The sequence below is a fragment of the Bacillus sp. S10(2024) genome (genome assembly GCF_050473865.1).
Lineage (GTDB): Bacteria > Bacillota > Bacilli > Bacillales > Bacillaceae_G > Bacillus_A.
In genome coordinates this window covers 2,061,975-2,080,203 of record NZ_JBFLUR010000002.1, presented here as the reverse complement: position 1 = coordinate 2,080,203, position 18,229 = coordinate 2,061,975, and the positions used below count along the sequence as shown (strand labels likewise).

Sequence of the window (18,229 nt, the reverse complement as noted above, 5' to 3'; positions counted from 1 at the left end):
TAAGACCTCTTCTCTTCAGAAGAGGTCTTTTTCGCTCTTGTGAAGGATAGGTTTAGAAATAGGAGAGGGTATAACTTTGGAACAAACAAAAGGAAATGCATTGGCATTATTACCACTTGGCATATTTTTAGCATTATTTATTGGTTCTGGTGTAATTACAGGGGATTTTTATAAATTACCAATTTTGGTTGCTATTTTAATTGCAGTTGCGGCTGCATTAGTAATGAACAGGAAAGAAAACTTTACTACAAAGGTTGAACGCTTTGCTAAAGGGGCTGGAAATCCAGATATCATGATTATGGTATTGATCTTTGTGTTAGCAGGTGCATTTTCTGAAACTGCAAAAGGTATGGGCGCTGTTGAAGCAACGGTAAACTTAGCTCTTTCTATTTTGCCACCAGGTTTCTTAATTGCTGGACTGTTTATTATTGGTGCATTTATTTCATTAGCAATGGGAACATCAATGGGCACGATTGCAGCATTAGGGCCAATTGCAGTAGGGATTAGTGGACACACGGATATTTCTATGGCGCTTGCTATGGCAACAGTTGTTGGTGGTGCAATGTTTGGCGACAATTTATCTTTTATTTCAGATACGACAATTGCAGCTGTACGTACACAAGGAACGGAAATGAAAGATAAATTTAAAACAAATTTCTTAATTGTATTACCAGCTGCTATTGTTACGAGTGTACTGTTAGTCGTTCTTACGTTAGGCACTCATACAAATATGACAGCACATGCGTTTAATTGGGTGAAAATTTTACCGTATGCAGGGGTGTTAATTACAGCGCTGCTTGGATGTAACGTACTAGTTGTATTATCAGGAGGAACAGTGTTAGCTGGTATTATTGGCATGGTAGATGGAAGCTACACATTAGCAAGTTTCTTTAAAAGTGTCACAGTAGGAATTAATGGTATGATGGAAATGGTATTATTAGCGATTTTAATCGGTGGAATGGTTGGAATTATTCAATATAACGGCGGCATTCATTATTTAATGAATGTGCTAACACGTAATATTCGTTCAAAAAAAGGTGCAGAATTCGGAATTGCTGGTCTTGTAAGTATGACAAATATGTGCACAGCAAATAATACAATTTCTATTATTTTTACAGGTCCACTAGCAAAGAATGTTGCAGATCAATATAATATTGATCCGAAAAAATCGGCGAGCTTGTTAGATTTATTCTCTTGTAGTGTGCAAGGATTAATCCCATACGGTGCACAAATGTTAACGGCGGCAGGATTTGCTTCACTTTCACCAATTGAATTATTACCATACTCATTTTATCCAATGTTAGTTGCTGTCTGCGGTATTATCTCAATTGTCATTAATTTTCCGCGTCTTTCGCCTGAGAAAAAGGAATATCAAAAAATAGCATAATAATCAGAAGAGGATGTCTTATAGTAGGCATCCTCTTTTGGTTTAGATATAACGACTGATTTCATCTTACTTTAAAAATAGGTCTGATAATAAATAGGACTTAAGTCTGAGAGAAAAACGGTTCTTAAGCTCGTTATAGAAAAATGAAAAGATAGGTAAGATAAGAGTATCAAAACGAAGGGAGGCAAGCACAAGATGAAACAATTTTTAGCGTTTATGGCAGCCGGTATTTTGGCTTTAATTGCTCTTGGAAGTCTTGCTGGTATTGTAGGATTAGCGATTGGAGCAGGGATTGTGTATTGGAGCTATAAATCATTTGTGCGAGCACAATCATTTTTTGGAAAACTAGCTTGGGGTATTGTCGGTTTAATCGGCTTGTCAATTGCCCTGTCCCATTCCCCAGCATTAATCGGTATTGTGGCATTAGTCGTTCTATATTATGGATACCGTGAATGGAAAAAAGAGAAACATGTAGTAGATGCTGCTTCAGATAGCTCGGAGCCGTATAACAATTTTGAAGATGAGTGGAACAAATTAATGAAAAATAACTAATATGAAATAAAAAATAATAGAGTAGAAGAGAGGAAGATTAAAAATGAAACAATCATTATTCGGACGTGTACGAGATGCAGTACTTGCAGATTTTCATAATGTATTAGACGAGAAAGAAAGAAAAAATCCAATTGCGATGTTAAATCAATATTTACGTAATAGTGAGCGCGAGGTAACAAAAATTGAAAAATTAATTGAGCGTCACAAAACATTAAAATCTAATTTTGCTCATGAGCTTGAAGGGGCGCGTTATTTCGTAAACAAGAGATCCAAACAAGCTGTAATTGCAAGGGAAGCAGGAGAAATGCAACTACATGAACGTGCATTAGAAGAAGTAGCATACTACGAAGGGCAAGTTGCTCGCTTAGAAAAAATGTATGAAGGGGTTGTAGAACAAATAGATGAGCTAGAACGTCGTCTATCTGAAATGAAAAATAAATTAAAAGAAATGAATGCAAAACGTATGGAATTAATGGCACGTGAAAATATGGCACATGCAAACCGCCGTATGAATACGGCTCTTCATAAGATGGATGAAAATAATCCATTTTTACGCTTCGAAGAAATTGAAAATCACATTCGTGATTTAGAGCTTCGCATAAATGAAGGTTATGAACGTGACACATTTGATATGAAAATTGCAAAGCTTGAACGCGAAATGAAAGGAAAAAAAGAAGTATCTTTAGACAAATAGGTAATAAAATAATTGTAGTATATTATAAAATGAGCTTATGATATAGTGATAGAAGAAAAGGTGTTGGAATACAATGCCTTTTTCTTCTATGTATATATAATAAAGAAGGGGGAGCTGCAATGAAGAAACAATTTTCGAAAACACAATTATTAGGGATGCTCCTCGTCATATTTGGATTCGGTCTTTTTCTCGATATGATTCTTGGACATTTTGAGCCTGGTGCTCTTATTTTTGCCTTTGTTATGATTATGTTTGGAAGGCATTATCGAAAAAAGAATCGATATGTGAGAGGGAATGTGTGTTTATTTGTTGGGGGACTTGTTTTCTTATTTTTCCTATTTTCATCAGCAGCTTTCGTGCTTGTTTTATTTGCTTGTTTAGCTTTCATTGGCTACCAGCTGATACAAGGCCAGCAAAAGTCAAATGCGGTACAGGTTGAAATTAAGGAAAAAGAATATATAAATGAAGAAAAACCAATCTATCGAACAGAGCCGTATATAAAGAATATTATGGTTGGTAACGTACGAATAATGGATCATATTTATGAGTTAGAAGATGTGAATATTCAATATGGAATCGGAGATATTGAAATTGATTTAACAACAGCCATGATTCCAGAAGGCGAAACTGTCATTGTCATTCGTGGTGTGATTGGTAATATTCGTTTGTATGTTCCATACGATATTGAATTGTCCTTGAATCATTCTGTTATTGTTGGGAGAATATTGCTTCCATCGCATGAAGAAACAGGCTTTAATCGTAATGTGAAGTTTAGAACGGAACAGTATAAAGAAGCTCCTCGCCGTATTAAAATTATTTCTTCGCTTATCGTAGGCGATACGGAAGTGAGGAAAGTATAATGAAAAAACAGAAGAACATTTCATGGATGTATATCCGTTACTCAATATTATCTTCTATTAGTATTGCACTTATTTGTACTATCGTTTATGTATGGAAAAGCCAGCAAAATGTGTATGATTTATTATGGAAAGAATCTATTGCTTCTGTTCCTGTTAGCTTGTTTATTATCTGTACGAGTCTTCTCATAGGTGGAATTGTTGGATATGCGATTGGGTATTATATGCAGCAGCGAATTCAAGGGTTAACGACTTTTCTATTTGAAGTAGAAAGAGGGAATTTTCCAAGAGATGCTTCGTTTACAGCAGAAGATGAATTTCATGAAGTAGAACGGAAGGTAATTGCGCTTGCTAGACGTTTAGAAGAGCAAGCAGGATTATTTCAAAAAGTAACGAATGAACGAGCGCATTGGAATGAAGAAATGCGACAACAGGCTATTTCAGAGGAACGGCATCGTTTAGCGAGGGAACTTCATGATTCTGTCAGTCAACAGCTCTTTGCGATGTCGATGATGATGTCAGCAATTAATGAGCAAACTGCTCATATACCAGAGGGTACTCAAAAGCAATTAAAACTTGTTGAAAATATGGTTGTAAATGCTCAATCAGAAATGAGAGCGCTGCTTCTTCATTTACGTCCCGTCCAATTAGAAGGTAAAAAGTTAACGGAAGGCATTGAAGAATTATTAACAGAACTTTCACGAAAACAACATATGAAGATTGAATGGTTGATTGAGCCAATTCAATTGAAAAAAGGTGTAGAAGACCACTTATTCCGTATTGTACAAGAAGCACTGTCCAATACATTGCGGCATGCAAAAGCAAAGAAAACAGAAGTGAGGTTGCGCCAAATTGATGAATATGCAATTTTAAAAATTATTGATGATGGTGTAGGCTTTGAAGTAGGAGTGAACAAAGCAGGGTCATATGGTCTTCGCTCTATGCAAGAGCGCGTTCATGAAATTGGCGGAACTTTAAAGGTATTAAGCTTTCCAAATAAAGGAACGCAAATTGAGGTGAAAGTGCCGATTCTTTTAGAAAGAGGGGAGGAACAAGATGATTAAAGTATTACTTGTTGATGATCATGAAATGGTTCGTATGGGTGTATCAGCGTATTTATCGACTCAGCCGGACATTGAAGTTGTAGGAGAAGCAGAAAATGGAAGAAAAGGTTCGGAATTAGCACTATTACTAAAACCAGACATTATTTTAATGGATCTTGTAATGGATGAAATGGACGGTGTTGAGGCAACGAGAGCAATTATTCAAGAATGGCCGGAAGCAAAAATTGTTGTTGTGACAAGTTTCTTAGACGATGAAAAGTTATATCCGGTCATTGAAGCTGGTGCAACTAGTTATTTGTTAAAAACGTCTAGAGCGAGTGATATAGCAGATGCAGTTCGGGCGACATTTGATGGAGAAATAGTACTCGAACCGAAAGTTACCGGAAAAATGATGTCACGTATGCGACAAAAAAAGGAACAGCCGCTGCATGAAGAGTTAACAGAGCGAGAGTTTGAAATTTTACTATTAATTGCACAAGGAAAGAGTAATCAGGAAATTGCTGATGAACTATTTATTGCTTTAAAAACAGTGAAGACGCATGTAAGTAATATTTTAAATAAATTACATGTAAGTGATCGAACACAAGCTGTTATTTATGCGTTTCGTCATCAGCTTACAAATTAAAAAGGCCGTAAAGAAGCCTTTTTTTTGTAAGTATTCACTGTATTTTTTGAATATGATTCACTCGAATATTTTCTAAAGAGGGAGTAGAACGAATGAAATTTGCGAATGCTTCTTGATCTGTTGGGCCCTCAACACGATTTCGTCCTTTTTGAAAAATTGTAAACTTATCTCCTCCATTTGCTAGAAAAGAATTTACTACGACAGAGTATGTTGTATCATCTTGGAGTGGCTCACCATTTTCTAGTGAGATTGATTTCACCTCATTTTTTTCCCATGTATAACAAATTCCAGATACTTGTAACATCCGTACTTCATCATCCCATTGTTCGTGCAGAACACTTTGAATTTCTTTACCAGTTAACTCCATCTTAATGAGTTTATTTTCAAAAGGTTGAATGAGAAATGTATTTTCCCATGTGATGAAACCGGCCGGTAAATTATGGCGTATAGTGCCGGGATTGACAAATGCAATGTCAGTTTGCATAGCTTGACGCTGAGATACAGCAATAAGGGCACCAAGATCTGCTTCTCCGTTTTTATTTTGATCTCGTGTGACCTCGTGTATACTTTTTCCAAGTATTTGCTCGGTTAAGGGGGCTACTTTTGTTTGATAGCTTTGGAGCCATGTTTGAACGATTAGATTAGGCTGTATTTGATCATGATAAGTGGGAATAATCTTCGCTGTTTTTCTTGTAATATCTTTCGTTTTGCGATTAAGTGTGAGCTGCACATTTGCAAAAGCCTTTCCATAAGAATACGCTTCAACAAGTAGTTTTCCATTGACAAATCCATTCATATAAGAATGATTATGTCCACCAAATAGTATATCTACATCATCATCAAGTTTACTGGCTAGATCAGCAAGTGGCCCGTATGTAATTCTGTCTGTTGTCTTACCATCTAGATGAGCAAGAACGATAATAGCATGGATGCCTTTTTGCTGTAATTCTCGTACATACGTTTGAACAGCAGTAGCTTCATCTATAAAAGTGACTGCCGACATATCACCTTGCATCGTAAGAAAAGGTGTTTCCTTTGTAACGACGCCGATAAAAGCAATAGGAATGCCATCAATCCATTTTATTACATATGGTGGGAATAGAGGTTTATTTGTGTTAGCATTTAGTACATTTGCACAAACATAAGGGAAAGAACTACCTGGAAACATACCGGTTTTTGGATGAAAGCCACCATCAATTAGTCGTTTTAGCTCTTCTACTCCTTCATCAAACTCATGATTACCAATTGTTCCAACGTCAAATTGTAGCATATTTAAAAATTCTATTGTTGGCTCATCTTGAAAGAGAGCCGAAATGGGGGGGCTTCCGCCAATCATATCACCAGTATGGACAAGCAAGGTATGTGGAAATTGTTGTTTATAGGCGTTGATATAAGAGGCTATGTAGTCAGCGCGACCGGCGGGCTTACCATGCAGCGGTGTAGTTGAGTTGATTTGTCCGTGTAAATCGTTTAATCCAATGATTTGTACAGGTATTTCAGGGGATTCTGGAGCAGGGAAAAGTGAAGAAAGGGTTATAGAAATGAGAAAAGGGATATACGTAAGAAAGGTAAACATGTTGTCACTCCTTTTCATATATTAGTATTTTTATTATATTAGCAGGACAACGTTTAATTTTATTAAAAAACCGTAAATCTTTTATAAGAATTATAAAATTTTTGTTTCTCATACATTTACTTTAATTTCGCTCTAAGTGAAGTTTCACTTTATTTTATGAAGAAAAGGAGGATTTATTATTTATTATAGAGAATAATGTAATTATCCACTTGCTGGAAAGAACAAACGAAGCAGAGGTGACGAAAATGCTTGTAATGGGTGTATTGTTGTGTATTACTGCAATTTGTGGTTTTATATGGTTATATTATTCTCGTTCGCTTAAGCAGGCAGGAGTGTTACTTTTTGATAAAGGTAGTTTGTTTGCAAATCAATCCAGATTTTTAGTATGTTCGAAGTGTGGCAGTGCACAGGCAAGAAATGGTGGATATCAAGAGTGTTGCCGAACAAGGTTATGAAAGAGTAACAAGCCTCACGTGATGTGAGGCTTGTTACTCTTTCTCAGCTGTCCAAATTGTCCAACGATCTTGCTCTATAATAGGAGATTTCTCGTAAAGCTTAGAGTGAATATGTTGTAATAACTCAGAAAGCTCATTGTCTGATAATTCATGGAGAATAGAGCGGCCTGTACGCGGTGATAAGTCTTGAAGTAAATCTTTAATTGAAGAGTGAATTTTACGAACTTCCCAAAAATTTTGAGTCGGATTTGTATGAAAGCCGTTATCATGTAACAAATGTAGGATTTGATTTGTTTCCGGTCTTCGTTTTGCTTCTATATGAATTAATTTTGGATAGCAAGAAAAGAAATAGCCGCGAATATGTTCCGGACTTCCTGGAATCGTGCAGTCTTCAATTGTCCGGTCTTGGAGAATAAGGATACCGTTTCGTTTTAAAATACGATATGCTTCTTGAAGAAACTTCGGAATATGATCTAGATGATGAATGACCGCTCGTGATAGAACAATATCAAATGTTTCATCTGCGAAAGGAATGTTATAAGCGTCACCTTGTGTAAAGGAAGCATTTGAAATATGAGTACAGTTTTCTTTGGCAGCTTGAATCATCTGATTTGAAAAATCAACACCAATTACTTCAGCTGCACCCATCATAGCGAGTTGTTTCGTATAAATACCACCGCCGCATCCAATATCAATCACTCTTTTTTCTTTGACATCTACAATATTTTGTACCATACGTGTCCATGAATCCGTTGCTTGACGATTCGTATACGTATATTTGTTGTTTGAACTATGAAAATTTATCGGCATGTTATAACCTCCTTTTCATGTATATTATATCGAATTTAATTTTGTAGGTTGATTTTGTTTTCTTTCGAGTACAATAAGTTTTTCTTATTTTGAGGAATGAGGATGAGAGCTATGCGAAAAAAATGGTTATTCATGTTCTTTCTTTTTTTATTAGTGGCATGTAATCAAGTAGATAAGAAAATAGAACAAGGTGAAAAAATAACAAAAGAAGCGGGGCGTATGATGGAAGAGGGTGTACAAGTAATTGTATCTCTAGCAGGGAAACCAGAAACAACATTGAAGGGTGAAGAAGCCAAAATAGCGGCTAATATAATTAGTAAAGCAGAGAAACAAAACGTAATCGGTGAATTAGGTGAACCCGAATATGTAATTACAATTAAGAAAAATGGACAAGAAGAGAAATATAAAGCTTGGCTTCGTACAGAAGCGAGAACAGGGTGGTTACAAAAGGAAACAGATACAAAAAATTTTTATCTTCTATCAAAAGTGGACACAGAAAAACTGCTTTCTTTATTTCCATCAGCACCTTTAATACAAAATGATGCCGAACAACAATCAGCTATAACTAAAATTACTAAAAAGGATTTACAAATTACTCGTTTTCACATTAAAACAAAGGAAAATACAGTGTATTATACAGTATTTTATACGATTTCAGATGCATTATATAAAAAGCTGGAAAAAGAAAAAAAATATTATTTTCAATTAGAAATTCCTTCGAAAGTACAAAAGATAATCAATAAAGAAAACAGTGAACAAGTACAAGGTGAGTTAGTGAAAGAAGGATATAAACAATATGAAGTGAGCTTTGTTGTTCCTGTTAGCGGTATATCATCATCTCAATTAAAAATGTTAGAAGCGTATTATGATCAATATAACCTAAAAGTATTGAATTATAAAAAAGAAGAGATTGGTGCTTTTCAAAATATTATTGAAATAGTGAAAGAATATGGAGAGAAGATGCAATTCGAAAGATAATGGTTATTCATAGGAAATGAGAAAAAGAGTGATAAGATATCATCACTCTTTTATTTTGTTTTTGTTGAAGGCTCACTCATGGATTTTCGCGTAATAAAATAAGCGATAATAAGTGCAGAAAGGATAATGGAGCTAATAAAAATATTGTCGGGTAGCCAATCTAACAGTAATACATGTCCAACTGTATAAAAAATTAACATAGAAGCTAGAAAAGATAAGGCACCGATCATAACAGATTGCAATGTCACCGTTTTCACCTCCTTGCATTGATAGTATTGGCTAAAAATGGAGGAAATAAACGGTAGTTTTCCAATAAACTAAAAAAATATGACATAATAAGAAGAAAAAAATTATCGGTAAGGAGAGGAATATGAAACAAAATACAAAAGGATTATGGGGAATTATTGCAGCAGTGGATGTTTTTCTGTTGTCTAAATTAAAATAGCGTTAGATTATTTGCAGTTCTTGGATATGCTTCCTATCAAGCAAATCCTGTTTTACAAGATCAAGTTCCTACTCGTAATTTGTAGAAAAACACTGTCGAAATGGTAAGAACAATTTATACAGGAATCCTCATTTTTTTATAGAATATTACAAATATTACTCTTTTTAGAAACAAATGTAATATTTATATAAAGAAAAGAGGTAGGGTGTATGAAAAAAATCTGGAGTATACTTGGAATTCTTCTTGTTATGGGAATCGCTAGTTACGGCTTAAGCAAATTTTTTATACACTATGCAAGTAAGCCAGTTGGAGTAGCAACGATACCAAAAGTAGAAGGTGTGGATGAGACGAAAGAAGTACGACAATTTATCAGTAACACACATGCAAGCTACAATGACTTTTTAAATTACGGAAAAGCAGAAAAGTATACGGATGGAGATTGGGAGCGTTTCATGAAATGGTTTCAAGAACAGGAGAATACTTTAAAAAGCTTTGAGAAGAAAGTAAAAAACAATCAAATAAAACGAGATGTGAAGCGAAGTTATGAAGTTTTGAAAAAGGGAGTAACTACTCGGAATATCGAATATATCGTTTATGCACATCGTGTATATCATGATCTCGATATTATTGTAAATAAATATACAGGTGAAACGAACATTTGGGGCTATACAGAGTTTGGAAATGGAAAAGATGTGAAGGTAATTGAACAGGTATTACAAGCGCCATAAAAAGACATACGTAGTATGTCTTTTTATTATGGATTTAATATACAGGAAATCTAACAAAAGATAGATGAGTCATGTCGCTGGAAATGTCATGATATCGGGGGAAAGTTTTATTTTATGATGTTTTTCACAAAACCATCATGTTTATAGTGATTAAAATCACAACCTCTATTTTGGGTATGCTATACAATGGAAGTAGATAAAGAAATAGAGGAGTGAATAGAATGTTAAGTGCAAAAACAATTGAAATCGTAAAATCAACTGTACCGTTATTACAAGAAAAAGGTGTGGAGATTACAACACGTTTTTATCAAATTATGTTTGCTAAGCATCCTGAACTATTAAATATTTTTAACCATACAAATCAAAAAAAAGGAAGACAGCAACAAGCATTAGCAAATGCAGTATATGCAGCTGCTAATTATATTGATAATTTAGCAGTGATTATTCCAGTTGTAAAACAAATAGGGCACAAGCATCGCAGCTTAGGTATTAAAGCTGAACACTATCCGATTGTTGGAACATGCTTATTGCAAGCAATTAAAGAGGTAGCTCATGCACCGCAAGAAGTATTAGATGCTTGGGGAGAGGCTTATGGTGTAATTGCTGATGCGTTTATTAGTATAGAAGCAGAGATGTATGAAGAAGCGGCAGCAAAAGCGGGTGGTTGGAAAGATTTCCGCAACTTTATCGTTGTGAAAAAAGAGAAAGAGAGTGATGTGATTACATCCTTTTATTTAAAGCCAGAAGATAAAGGATCACTATCTTCATATATGCCAGGGCAGTATGTAAGCGTACAGCTAAACATTGAAGGAGAAACTTATACACATAACCGTCAGTACAGTTTATCCGATGCCCCTGGAAAAGATTATTATCGTATTAGTGTAAAACGTGAGAAAGGTATGGAGGGATCAGAGGGAGTAATATCTAATTATTTACATGATCATGTAAAAGAAGGAGATGTTTTACCATTAAGTGCACCAGCAGGAGATTTTGTACTTAATATGGATTCACAATTACCAGTTGTGTTAATTAGTGGTGGTGTAGGAATTACACCGATGATGAGTATGTTAAATACATTAATTCAGCAATCGCCAAACCGAAATGTATACTTTATTCACGGTGCATTAAACAGCGATGTACACGCAATGAAAGAGTATATTGCAAATATAGCAAAAGAACATGAACAGGTAAAAGCATATACTTGTTACTCTGCACCGACTGAGCAAGATAAGAAAATAAAAAATTATGATAAAGAAGGATTTATTGATTTAGCGTGGCTACAAACTATTATTCCTTCTACTGAAGCAGATTTCTATTTTTGCGGACCAGTACCATTTATGAAGCAGATTCATGCAGCTTTGACAGAATGGGGCGTTTCATCAGAGCATATTCACTTTGAATTTTTCGGACCAGCAGCAAGCTTACAGTAATTAGGAAAACGAGGTGTTAGTTCACCTCGTTTTTTGTTTGTTCACGAATGAGACGATTTACGGTTTCACGGCGAATGCCAATTAATTGCCCAATTTCCGTTTGCGTTAAAATTTCATAAATAGGGATATCTCCCAAATAGGTTGCGAACCAGTCTTGTAAACGATAAAGGCGTTCTTTTGGTGAGACGGTTGTAAGCTGGTCGATACGTTGCTGCATCATGCGTAATTTTGTTTGCAGCTGGAGGGCGATCTTGGCATAAGATTCAGGGGTTGTTTGTAATTGTTCATACCATGTGTTGCATGTAATGGGTGTTACTTCTGTTTTAATTAAAGCGATTGCAGTACCATGATATTCTTTCGGTGAGATTAATGAGTGATGAGGAATTGTTTCACCTGGAACAATAATGTTGAATAGAAAAGGTGTGCCATCTTCTTGGACACGAACGACTTTTAATAGACCGCTTTTTATAAAATATAGAGGGCCTTCCTCTCCTTGGCGAAATAATACTTCTCCTTTATGTAAAATCACTGTAAGCACCTCTTTATATTTTGCATTTAATCTCATTATAGAGGAATTATTTACTTAAGACTATACTTGAAAGAGATAGAGGCGACTGTATATATAAATCTATTTTGAAAAAAGACATAAAAACTCTTTTCTTTTAAGCTGGGTGAGAGTAACTGGTTATACGTAGAAGCGGTCAGGTCTTTTTTCTTCCATGTGCAAGGAATAAAAACAAAAAGAGAAAGAGAAAGGTCCTGCTAATAGACATCTTGTTTTATATTTAGTAGAAAAGATATTTACTTACATAAAGTCCATTAATTATATTGACGTAAGATACCGTATTACAGTAGTATACTGTTTAGTGTGTATGTGTAAGAACGGTACTAGAAAGGAATATTTTTTAGGGGGCATACCATGTTAGATGAAAAAATGGCTGATGTGAGAATTTCAGCTGATGCAGTGATACATGTAGAAGAAATGAAGGGCGGAGTTGTTCTATCAGTTGAAATAGATGGACAAATCATTTATACGATGGCTTATGATGAAGAAACTAATAGTTATGCAGAATTATATGATCGAAATGATAAACGGGCAAGACAAGTTCATGAAGATTTTATGGGATGGTCACTTGTACACTAATTATAATTTTAACAATCCAATACATGCTGCTTTTCATTTGTGAAAGAAGCATGTATTGGATTGTTTTATATTTACAAGTAAAAAACGATATAAAACCTCCTCTCTTTTTAAGGGAGCGAGAGCAACAGGCCGCACATAGAAACTGTCAAGATATTTTCCTATCGTATGCAAGATTTAAAACAAAAGGGGAAAGCGAATCACGGCCTTTACATAGCCGCGACTTTTATGGAGAAAAATTAAAAGGAATATATTTATCAATATAAAAAAATAAGATTGTATATATAATGTAATAATTACATTGGATTTGTAACACTCATTTTTATATTGTTAGGGCATTGTAAATGTATATGTTGTGTTTTTTCGGTATGATAAAGTAAATAGGAATTTTTCATTAGTTGAACCAATTAAGCTCTTATGGAAGTTTCATTTTTACCTATTTCAGTAGGGGTCTTACAGTACGTTAGAGCGGGATCAAGTAAAGAAGATGCAACAAACATAGGAGTGATTGTTTTGGGGAATTTACATGTTTCTAACCTTATTTTATTATGTATCTGTTCAGTTTTATGTATTATTTTAGGAGTGTTTTTTTATACATGTATATAAAGAAACGCATTCTAAAAAAGAATGCGTTATAAAATGGAACTAATAATAAGGCGTGTGCCGAGAATAATTAAGGTAATACGTAATAAATTGATAATGGCATTACCACTTAATTTTGTATTAATATAAGCTCCCAATTTTCCGCCAATCCATGCACCGGGAATTAAAACAAGGGCATAGAGCCAGCTAACGTTACCAAGGTGAATGTGAGTTGCTGAATTTACAATTGAGGATAAAAGAACAATAAACATGGATGTAGCAACGGCGATTTGTGCTGGAAAAGCAAAAAGAAGCATCATTGCTGGAACTAATAAGGCACCTCCGCCAATCCCGAATAAGCCAGAAATAAAACCTACACCAAATGAAATAATGATAGCAAGAAAAGGTGGAAACTGATAGGTAATGACTTCTCCTTCTGAAGTTGTAAAAGAACGTTTAATAACAGAACTGCTTGAAACGGAAATGGGTTTCATTTTATCACGTAGCATTAGTAAAATCGATACGAGAATAAGAAAGACACCAAAATATAAAGAAAATGATTCTTGATTTAAAAATTTATTTGTCCATGATCCGATGATTCCCCCAGGCCCACTTCCAATAAATAAAATAAGACCACTTTTGTAATCTACTCGTTTATGCTTCATATAAGTAAGTGTAGAAGCCAAACCTGTAAATACAACAGTAACAATTGAAGTGCCGACGGCTAATTGTGGGGAAAGGCTGTGTAAGCCAATCAGTAAAGGAACGATAATGATTCCACCACCAAGACCAACTAGACTTCCAATCGTACCTGCTAATAATCCAATAGGTAATAGCATAATATATTCCAACTGTAACATCTCCTCTTTTGCAGCAAATACATTATTCATTATACAACGTTTTGAATAAAAATGATGTGTGTTCACAAAAAGGTCGTCTTCTCTATGTAGAAGACGACCTTTTTTTAGAAAAGAAGATTTAATACGTAATAGCATAAAGCAGCTAATGAAGCTGAAATAGGAAGTGTGATAACCCATGTAATTAACATGCGTTTTGCTGTTCCCCATTTTACACCTTTTACGCGATGTGAAGCACCAACACCTAAAATAGAAGATGAAATAACGTGTGTTGTACTTACTGGTAAATGAATGAAAGTTGCACCGAAAATAACAAGTGATGATGATAAGTCAGCAGCTACACCATTTACCGGGCGGATTTTCATAATTTGTCCACCGACAGTTTTAATAATTTTCCATCCTCCAATAGAAGTACCAAGACCCATTGCAGTCGCACACGCGAGTTGGACCCAAAAAGGAATATCTGTTGAAGGGTGATAATTATTTGCAATAAGTGCCATTGTGATAATACCCATCGCTTTTTGAGCATCGTTTGTACCATGTGTGTAAGCTTGTAATGCAGCTGTTACTACTTGTAACAAACGGAAATTTTTGTTTGTTTTCGTCAGGTTAAAGTTTTTAAAGAACACTTTAAAAATACTATACACAATGTAACCAATGACGAAAGCAATAATTGGTGAAGTAATTAAAGCTTCAATGATTTTAATGAAACCTTTATAATTTAATGAATGTACACCAGCGGCAGCAATAGCTGCCCCAGCAATAGCGCCGATAATTGCATGAGATGAACTACTTGGAATTCCGTAATACCAAGTAATTAAATTCCATGCAATAGCAGCAAGCAGTGCTGCTAAAATAACGACACTACCATTTGGTAATGTAAATGGATCAACAATATCTTTTGTAATAGTTTTTGCTACACCCGTAAATGTCATTGCACCTAAAAAGTTCATAATAGATGCCATAAGAATGGCTTGCCTTGGCTTTAGAGCTTTGGTTGAAACAGCTGTTGCGATGGCATTTGCTGTATCATGGAACCCGTTAATAAAGTCGAAAGCTAAAGCACAAATGACAACTAAAACGGTTAAAATCAAGAGTGTATCCATGATCAAACTCCTTATGCGTTCTTCATAATAATTGTTTCTAAAACATTTGCTACGCTTTGACAGCTATCAGCAACTTCTTCAAGTTCTTCGTAAATTTCTTTGTATTGAATAATCTTAATTGGATCTTTTTCACGAGAGAACAGATGTTTAATCGCATGTCTACGAATATCATCACATTTTGATTCGTAATCTTTGATCTTTATTGCGTTTGTACGAATATCGAGAAGCTTTTTATTAGACATCAATTCAATAGATGATGCAATTTCAATTGCACATTGGTTAATTGCATCAACGAACTTAATCATGTACTCATCAGCTTCTGTAATAGAGTACATTTCAAATAGACCAGCACTATGGTCTAACCCGTCCAATACATCATCCATACTCATTGCAAGTTGCAAAATGTCTTCGCGTTCAATTGGAGTAATAAACGCTTTGTTTAATTCCATAATAATTTCATGAATAAATGTGTCGCCCTTTGACTCATATTCTTTCATGCGCATGGAGAATTCTTTTAAATCACTTGCGTTTTTAAGCTTGTACTCCACAAAAAATTGAGCGCCTTCTTTTAAATTTTCGGAAATATTCGTTAACATTTCTGAAAATTTATCTTTTTTAGATTTGAAAACCATATTGTTACCCCCACCAAAGAAATAGTTATGTAAAGCATATTGGCTAGTTCATTCTATCAAAAAGCTGTCGTTTTTTAAAACATTTTATCGAAAAGTTTACAAAAACTTAACATTAGACATATTGAAAAATTAGCAATATTAATGAAAATTTAGTAATGTTCTCATCTATAGAATGTCCTTTTCTTATAAAAAGTATGACTCATAAAGAGAGCTTATACTTGACGAATTATAGCGGTATCATGGAAAATTTGTAAAGGTATAACGTACAAATATACATTTGAAAGTAAGATAGAGGAAGTGAATGAATGAAGTTGAACAGCACTCATTTACAAAGGCTACGCGAGTGGCTCAAAAAAAGAAAAAAATTACGAATCGCATTGTTAACGATAGGCTTTGTTTTCTTATCCTTGTTTATCTTTGTAAATATAATGATCACAATCCAAGATATTTCTGCATTAAAGCAAGCAGTGCCTCAGCCAACAGTTATTTATGATGCAAATAAGGAAGTAGCAGCAACGTTGTCTTCGTCAAAAACGGATGGAATTAAGCGAAAAGACATTCCAAATGTTATGGTGGAGGCTGTTGTCGCAGTAGAAGATAAAAAATTTTATGAGCATCGCGGTGTGTATTATAGCGGAATTTTTCATGCGATTGTTAAAAATATAACAGCAGGAGAAGTTGTTGCTGGAGGAAGTACAATTACACAACAGCTAGCTAAAAACGTATTTTTAACACAAGATAGGACGTTTTCACGAAAATTTAAAGAGTATTTTATTGCAAAGAAAATTGAACGCACATATACAAAAGATGAAATTATAGAGATGTATTTGAATCAAATTTATTTTGGTGAAGGAGCTTGGGGAATTAAAAAGGCGACAAAAACGTATTTTGACAAGGAAGTAAAGGACTTGACGATTCCGGAAGCTGCTACTTTAGCGGGATTAATTAAAGCACCTTCTACGTACTCACCTTTTAAAGACTTTAATAAGTCGATTGAAAGAAGAAATGTTGTTCTCTCATTAATGAAGGAACAAGGTTATATAGCAGAGAAGCAATATCAAAAGGTAAAAGATGAAGGGCTTTCACTTCACAGAGGTGTTGAAGATAACTATAAAGGAAAGTACTCTCAATATGTTGATTACATTGTTCGAGAGGCAATGAATAAATATAAATTGACACAAAATGAAATTTTATCAGGCGGTTATCAAATTTACACGGAATTAAATCCCAAAATGCAAGAGGCTACAGAAGCTGTTGTGAATAATGATCAATACTTTCCAAAGAGTACCTCTGATCAGATTATGCAAACAGGTGTTGTGCTTATGAATCCCAAAACGGGCGGCATTCCAGCACTTGTAGGCGGGAGGGGGCCGTATCAATTTTTACAGTTTAATCATGCAGTGCAATTAAAGCGTCAGCCAGGTTCCACGTTAAAACCGCTAGCAGTGTATACACCGGCATTAGAGCAAGGATATGAGGTATATGATGTCTTAAAAGATGAACCGATTGAAATTAATGAATATAAACCAAGGAATAGTGGAAATGTATATCATGGTAAAGTGACGATGTATGAGGCAATGGCTAATTCATATAATGTACCAGCTGTTTGGCTATTAGAACAAATTGGTTTAGAAAAAGGGCTGAAGTCTTTAGAGCGGTTTGGTATTCCACTGCAAGAAAATGACAAATCGTATTCGTTAGCATTAGGAGGAATGAGTGAAGGTACGTCTCCTCTTGTTATGGCACAAGCGTACGCAACATTTGCAAATGATGGTGTCCAAATGGAGGCGCATGCGATTCGGGAAATTCAAGATGGTGAAGGAAATACAGTAGGGAAATGGTATAAAAAAGAAATTCGTGTTACAGATGAAAAAACGGCACAAAAGATGACATATTTATTAAAAGGAGTTGTAGAGAAAGGAACTGGAAAAAAAGCGAAGCTTAAATATGCAGAGACTGCTGGGAAAACAGGCACAACACAATTAGCGGATGAATCAAATAATGGATCAAAAGATTCATGGTTTGTTGGCTATACACCAGAATTAGTTGCATCTATTTGGGTTGGTTACGATAAAACAGATAATGAACATATTGTGCCGGCTGGGAGCCAAATAACGACGACGATGTTTCGGGATATCATGAATAAAGCGATTGGAAAGCCAATTCAAAAAAACTTCGATTTATCTCTTATACCAGAAGCAGAGTATACAAAACAGTTACAAACCATTGAAGAAGAAATGAAGCGAAAAGAACAAAAAGGGAACTGGATGGATAAAATAAAAGAATGGTTTTCATCCTTTTAGAGAGTAA

At 34.9% G+C, this 18,229-nt stretch carries 19 protein-coding genes; 12 read left to right on the top strand and 7 right to left on the bottom strand.

What is annotated here, in order from left to right; all coding sequences use genetic code 11:
• Positions 1 to 76 precede the first annotated feature (76 nt).
• The 6 genes from AB1280_RS10690 (at position 77) to AB1280_RS10665 (ending at position 5,179) form a co-directional block, all read left to right on the top strand.
• Positions 77 to 1,387, top strand: a complete 1,311-nt coding sequence (locus AB1280_RS10690; RefSeq protein ID WP_272189610.1) for a Na+/H+ antiporter NhaC family protein — start codon at positions 77 to 79, stop codon at positions 1,385 to 1,387.
• Positions 1,388 to 1,582: 195 nt separating this feature from the next.
• Positions 1,583 to 1,939: a flagellar basal body rod protein gene (locus tag AB1280_RS10685; protein WP_272189608.1), complete on the top strand. Its 357-nt coding sequence runs from the start codon at positions 1,583 to 1,585 to the stop codon at positions 1,937 to 1,939.
• A gap of 43 nt (positions 1,940 to 1,982) precedes the next feature.
• Complete coding sequence (locus AB1280_RS10680) at positions 1,983 to 2,633, top strand: PspA/IM30 family protein (RefSeq protein ID WP_429755794.1); 651 nt, start codon at positions 1,983 to 1,985, stop codon at positions 2,631 to 2,633.
• 119 nt (positions 2,634 to 2,752) lie between these two features.
• On the top strand, positions 2,753 to 3,493 hold the full coding sequence (liaF, locus tag AB1280_RS10675; RefSeq protein ID WP_272189604.1) for a cell wall-active antibiotics response protein LiaF: 741 nt from the start codon (positions 2,753 to 2,755) through the stop codon (positions 3,491 to 3,493).
• Positions 3,493 to 4,554: a sensor histidine kinase gene (locus AB1280_RS10670; RefSeq protein ID WP_272189602.1), complete on the top strand. Its 1,062-nt coding sequence runs from the start codon at positions 3,493 to 3,495 to the stop codon at positions 4,552 to 4,554. The genes liaF and AB1280_RS10670 overlap by 1 nt, the downstream gene beginning before the upstream one ends.
• On the top strand, positions 4,547 to 5,179 hold the full coding sequence (locus AB1280_RS10665) for a response regulator (RefSeq protein WP_272189599.1): 633 nt from the start codon (positions 4,547 to 4,549) through the stop codon (positions 5,177 to 5,179). Before AB1280_RS10670 ends, AB1280_RS10665 begins: the two co-directional genes overlap by 8 nt.
• A gap of 34 nt (positions 5,180 to 5,213) precedes the next feature.
• On the opposite strand, the gene AB1280_RS10660 is transcribed toward AB1280_RS10665, so the two are convergent.
• Positions 5,214 to 6,755 carry a bifunctional metallophosphatase/5'-nucleotidase gene (locus AB1280_RS10660; protein WP_272189597.1) on the bottom strand — a complete coding sequence of 514 codons (1,542 nt, stop codon included), beginning with the start codon at positions 6,753 to 6,755 and terminating at the stop codon, positions 5,214 to 5,216.
• A 245-nt stretch (positions 6,756 to 7,000) separates the two neighbouring features.
• Between AB1280_RS10660 and AB1280_RS10655 the strand changes: the two genes are divergently transcribed.
• The gene (locus AB1280_RS10655) at positions 7,001 to 7,210 is read left to right on the top strand and encodes a hypothetical protein (protein ID WP_081625617.1); all 210 of its coding nucleotides are present in this window, start codon (positions 7,001 to 7,003) and stop codon (positions 7,208 to 7,210) included.
• Positions 7,211 to 7,243: 33 nt separating this feature from the next.
• On the opposite strand, the gene AB1280_RS10650 is transcribed toward AB1280_RS10655, so the two are convergent.
• Complete coding sequence (locus tag AB1280_RS10650) at positions 7,244 to 8,020, bottom strand: class I SAM-dependent methyltransferase (RefSeq protein WP_429755793.1); 777 nt, start codon at positions 8,018 to 8,020, stop codon at positions 7,244 to 7,246.
• Positions 8,021 to 8,131: 111 nt separating this feature from the next.
• Here AB1280_RS10650 and AB1280_RS10645 point away from each other — a divergent pair, with 111 nt between their 5' ends.
• On the top strand, positions 8,132 to 8,998 hold the full coding sequence (locus AB1280_RS10645; RefSeq protein WP_429755792.1) for a hypothetical protein: 867 nt from the start codon (positions 8,132 to 8,134) through the stop codon (positions 8,996 to 8,998).
• Between the two features lie 50 nt (positions 8,999 to 9,048).
• Here the strand turns inward: AB1280_RS10645 and AB1280_RS10640 are convergent, their stop codons facing one another.
• On the bottom strand, positions 9,049 to 9,246 hold the full coding sequence (locus AB1280_RS10640; protein WP_020060182.1) for a hypothetical protein: 198 nt from the start codon (positions 9,244 to 9,246) through the stop codon (positions 9,049 to 9,051).
• Positions 9,247 to 9,652: 406 nt separating this feature from the next.
• Here AB1280_RS10640 and AB1280_RS10635 point away from each other — a divergent pair, with 406 nt between their 5' ends.
• Entirely contained in the window at positions 9,653 to 10,171 is a 519-nt protein-coding gene (locus tag AB1280_RS10635; RefSeq protein WP_429755791.1) for a hypothetical protein, read from the top strand.
• 221 nt (positions 10,172 to 10,392) lie between these two features.
• Positions 10,393 to 11,601, top strand: a complete 1,209-nt coding sequence (gene hmpA / locus AB1280_RS10630; RefSeq protein WP_429755790.1) for an NO-inducible flavohemoprotein — start codon at positions 10,393 to 10,395, stop codon at positions 11,599 to 11,601.
• Positions 11,602 to 11,617: 16 nt separating this feature from the next.
• Here the strand turns inward: hmpA and AB1280_RS10625 are convergent, their stop codons facing one another.
• Complete coding sequence (locus AB1280_RS10625; protein ID WP_272189590.1) at positions 11,618 to 12,130, bottom strand: Crp/Fnr family transcriptional regulator; 513 nt, start codon at positions 12,128 to 12,130, stop codon at positions 11,618 to 11,620.
• A gap of 390 nt (positions 12,131 to 12,520) precedes the next feature.
• Between AB1280_RS10625 and AB1280_RS10620 the strand changes: the two genes are divergently transcribed.
• Positions 12,521 to 12,745, top strand: a complete 225-nt coding sequence (locus tag AB1280_RS10620) for a hypothetical protein (RefSeq protein WP_272189589.1) — start codon at positions 12,521 to 12,523, stop codon at positions 12,743 to 12,745.
• 629 nt (positions 12,746 to 13,374) lie between these two features.
• Here the strand turns inward: AB1280_RS10620 and AB1280_RS10615 are convergent.
• From AB1280_RS10615 to AB1280_RS10605, 3 genes are all read right to left on the bottom strand, one after another.
• A complete protein-coding gene (locus AB1280_RS10615) occupies positions 13,375 to 14,175 on the bottom strand; it encodes a sulfite exporter TauE/SafE family protein (RefSeq protein WP_272189733.1) in 801 nt (266 codons plus the stop codon).
• Positions 14,176 to 14,288: 113 nt separating this feature from the next.
• Positions 14,289 to 15,287: an inorganic phosphate transporter gene (locus AB1280_RS10610; protein WP_272189588.1), complete on the bottom strand. Its 999-nt coding sequence runs from the start codon at positions 15,285 to 15,287 to the stop codon at positions 14,289 to 14,291.
• 11 nt (positions 15,288 to 15,298) lie between these two features.
• Positions 15,299 to 15,919 carry a DUF47 domain-containing protein gene (locus AB1280_RS10605; RefSeq protein ID WP_272189587.1) on the bottom strand — a complete coding sequence of 207 codons (621 nt, stop codon included), beginning with the start codon at positions 15,917 to 15,919 and terminating at the stop codon, positions 15,299 to 15,301.
• Between the two features lie 305 nt (positions 15,920 to 16,224).
• On the opposite strand from AB1280_RS10605, the gene AB1280_RS10600 reads away from it, so the two are divergent.
• Complete coding sequence (locus AB1280_RS10600; RefSeq protein WP_429755789.1) at positions 16,225 to 18,222, top strand: transglycosylase domain-containing protein; 1,998 nt, start codon at positions 16,225 to 16,227, stop codon at positions 18,220 to 18,222.
• Positions 18,223 to 18,229 lie beyond the last annotated feature (7 nt).

What these genes read in the sequence shown, in the direction of transcription:
- AB1280_RS10620 (WP_272189589.1), top strand. Translation starts at nt 12,521, where the DNA reads ATGTTAGATGAAAAAATGGCTGATGTGAGAATTTCAGCTGATGCAGTG.
- AB1280_RS10680 (WP_429755794.1), top strand. Translation starts at nt 1,983, where the DNA reads ATGAAACAATCATTATTCGGACGTGTACGAGATGCAGTACTTGCAGAT.
- hmpA (WP_429755790.1), top strand. Translation starts at nt 10,393, where the DNA reads ATGTTAAGTGCAAAAACAATTGAAATCGTAAAATCAACTGTACCGTTA.
- AB1280_RS10650 (WP_429755793.1), bottom strand. Translation starts at nt 8,020, where the DNA reads ATGCCGATAAATTTTCATAGTTCAAACAACAAATATACGTATACGAAT.
- AB1280_RS10600 (WP_429755789.1), top strand. Translation starts at nt 16,225, where the DNA reads ATGAAGTTGAACAGCACTCATTTACAAAGGCTACGCGAGTGGCTCAAA.
- AB1280_RS10665 (WP_272189599.1), top strand. Translation starts at nt 4,547, where the DNA reads ATGATTAAAGTATTACTTGTTGATGATCATGAAATGGTTCGTATGGGT.
- AB1280_RS10685 (WP_272189608.1), top strand. Translation starts at nt 1,583, where the DNA reads ATGAAACAATTTTTAGCGTTTATGGCAGCCGGTATTTTGGCTTTAATT.
- AB1280_RS10670 (WP_272189602.1), top strand. Translation starts at nt 3,493, where the DNA reads ATGAAAAAACAGAAGAACATTTCATGGATGTATATCCGTTACTCAATA.
- AB1280_RS10605 (WP_272189587.1), bottom strand. Translation starts at nt 15,919, where the DNA reads ATGGTTTTCAAATCTAAAAAAGATAAATTTTCAGAAATGTTAACGAAT.
- AB1280_RS10660 (WP_272189597.1), bottom strand. Translation starts at nt 6,755, where the DNA reads ATGTTTACCTTTCTTACGTATATCCCTTTTCTCATTTCTATAACCCTT.
- AB1280_RS10655 (WP_081625617.1), top strand. Translation starts at nt 7,001, where the DNA reads ATGCTTGTAATGGGTGTATTGTTGTGTATTACTGCAATTTGTGGTTTT.
- AB1280_RS10645 (WP_429755792.1), top strand. Translation starts at nt 8,132, where the DNA reads ATGCGAAAAAAATGGTTATTCATGTTCTTTCTTTTTTTATTAGTGGCA.
- AB1280_RS10610 (WP_272189588.1), bottom strand. Translation starts at nt 15,287, where the DNA reads ATGGATACACTCTTGATTTTAACCGTTTTAGTTGTCATTTGTGCTTTA.
- AB1280_RS10635 (WP_429755791.1), top strand. Translation starts at nt 9,653, where the DNA reads ATGAAAAAAATCTGGAGTATACTTGGAATTCTTCTTGTTATGGGAATC.
- liaF (WP_272189604.1), top strand. Translation starts at nt 2,753, where the DNA reads ATGAAGAAACAATTTTCGAAAACACAATTATTAGGGATGCTCCTCGTC.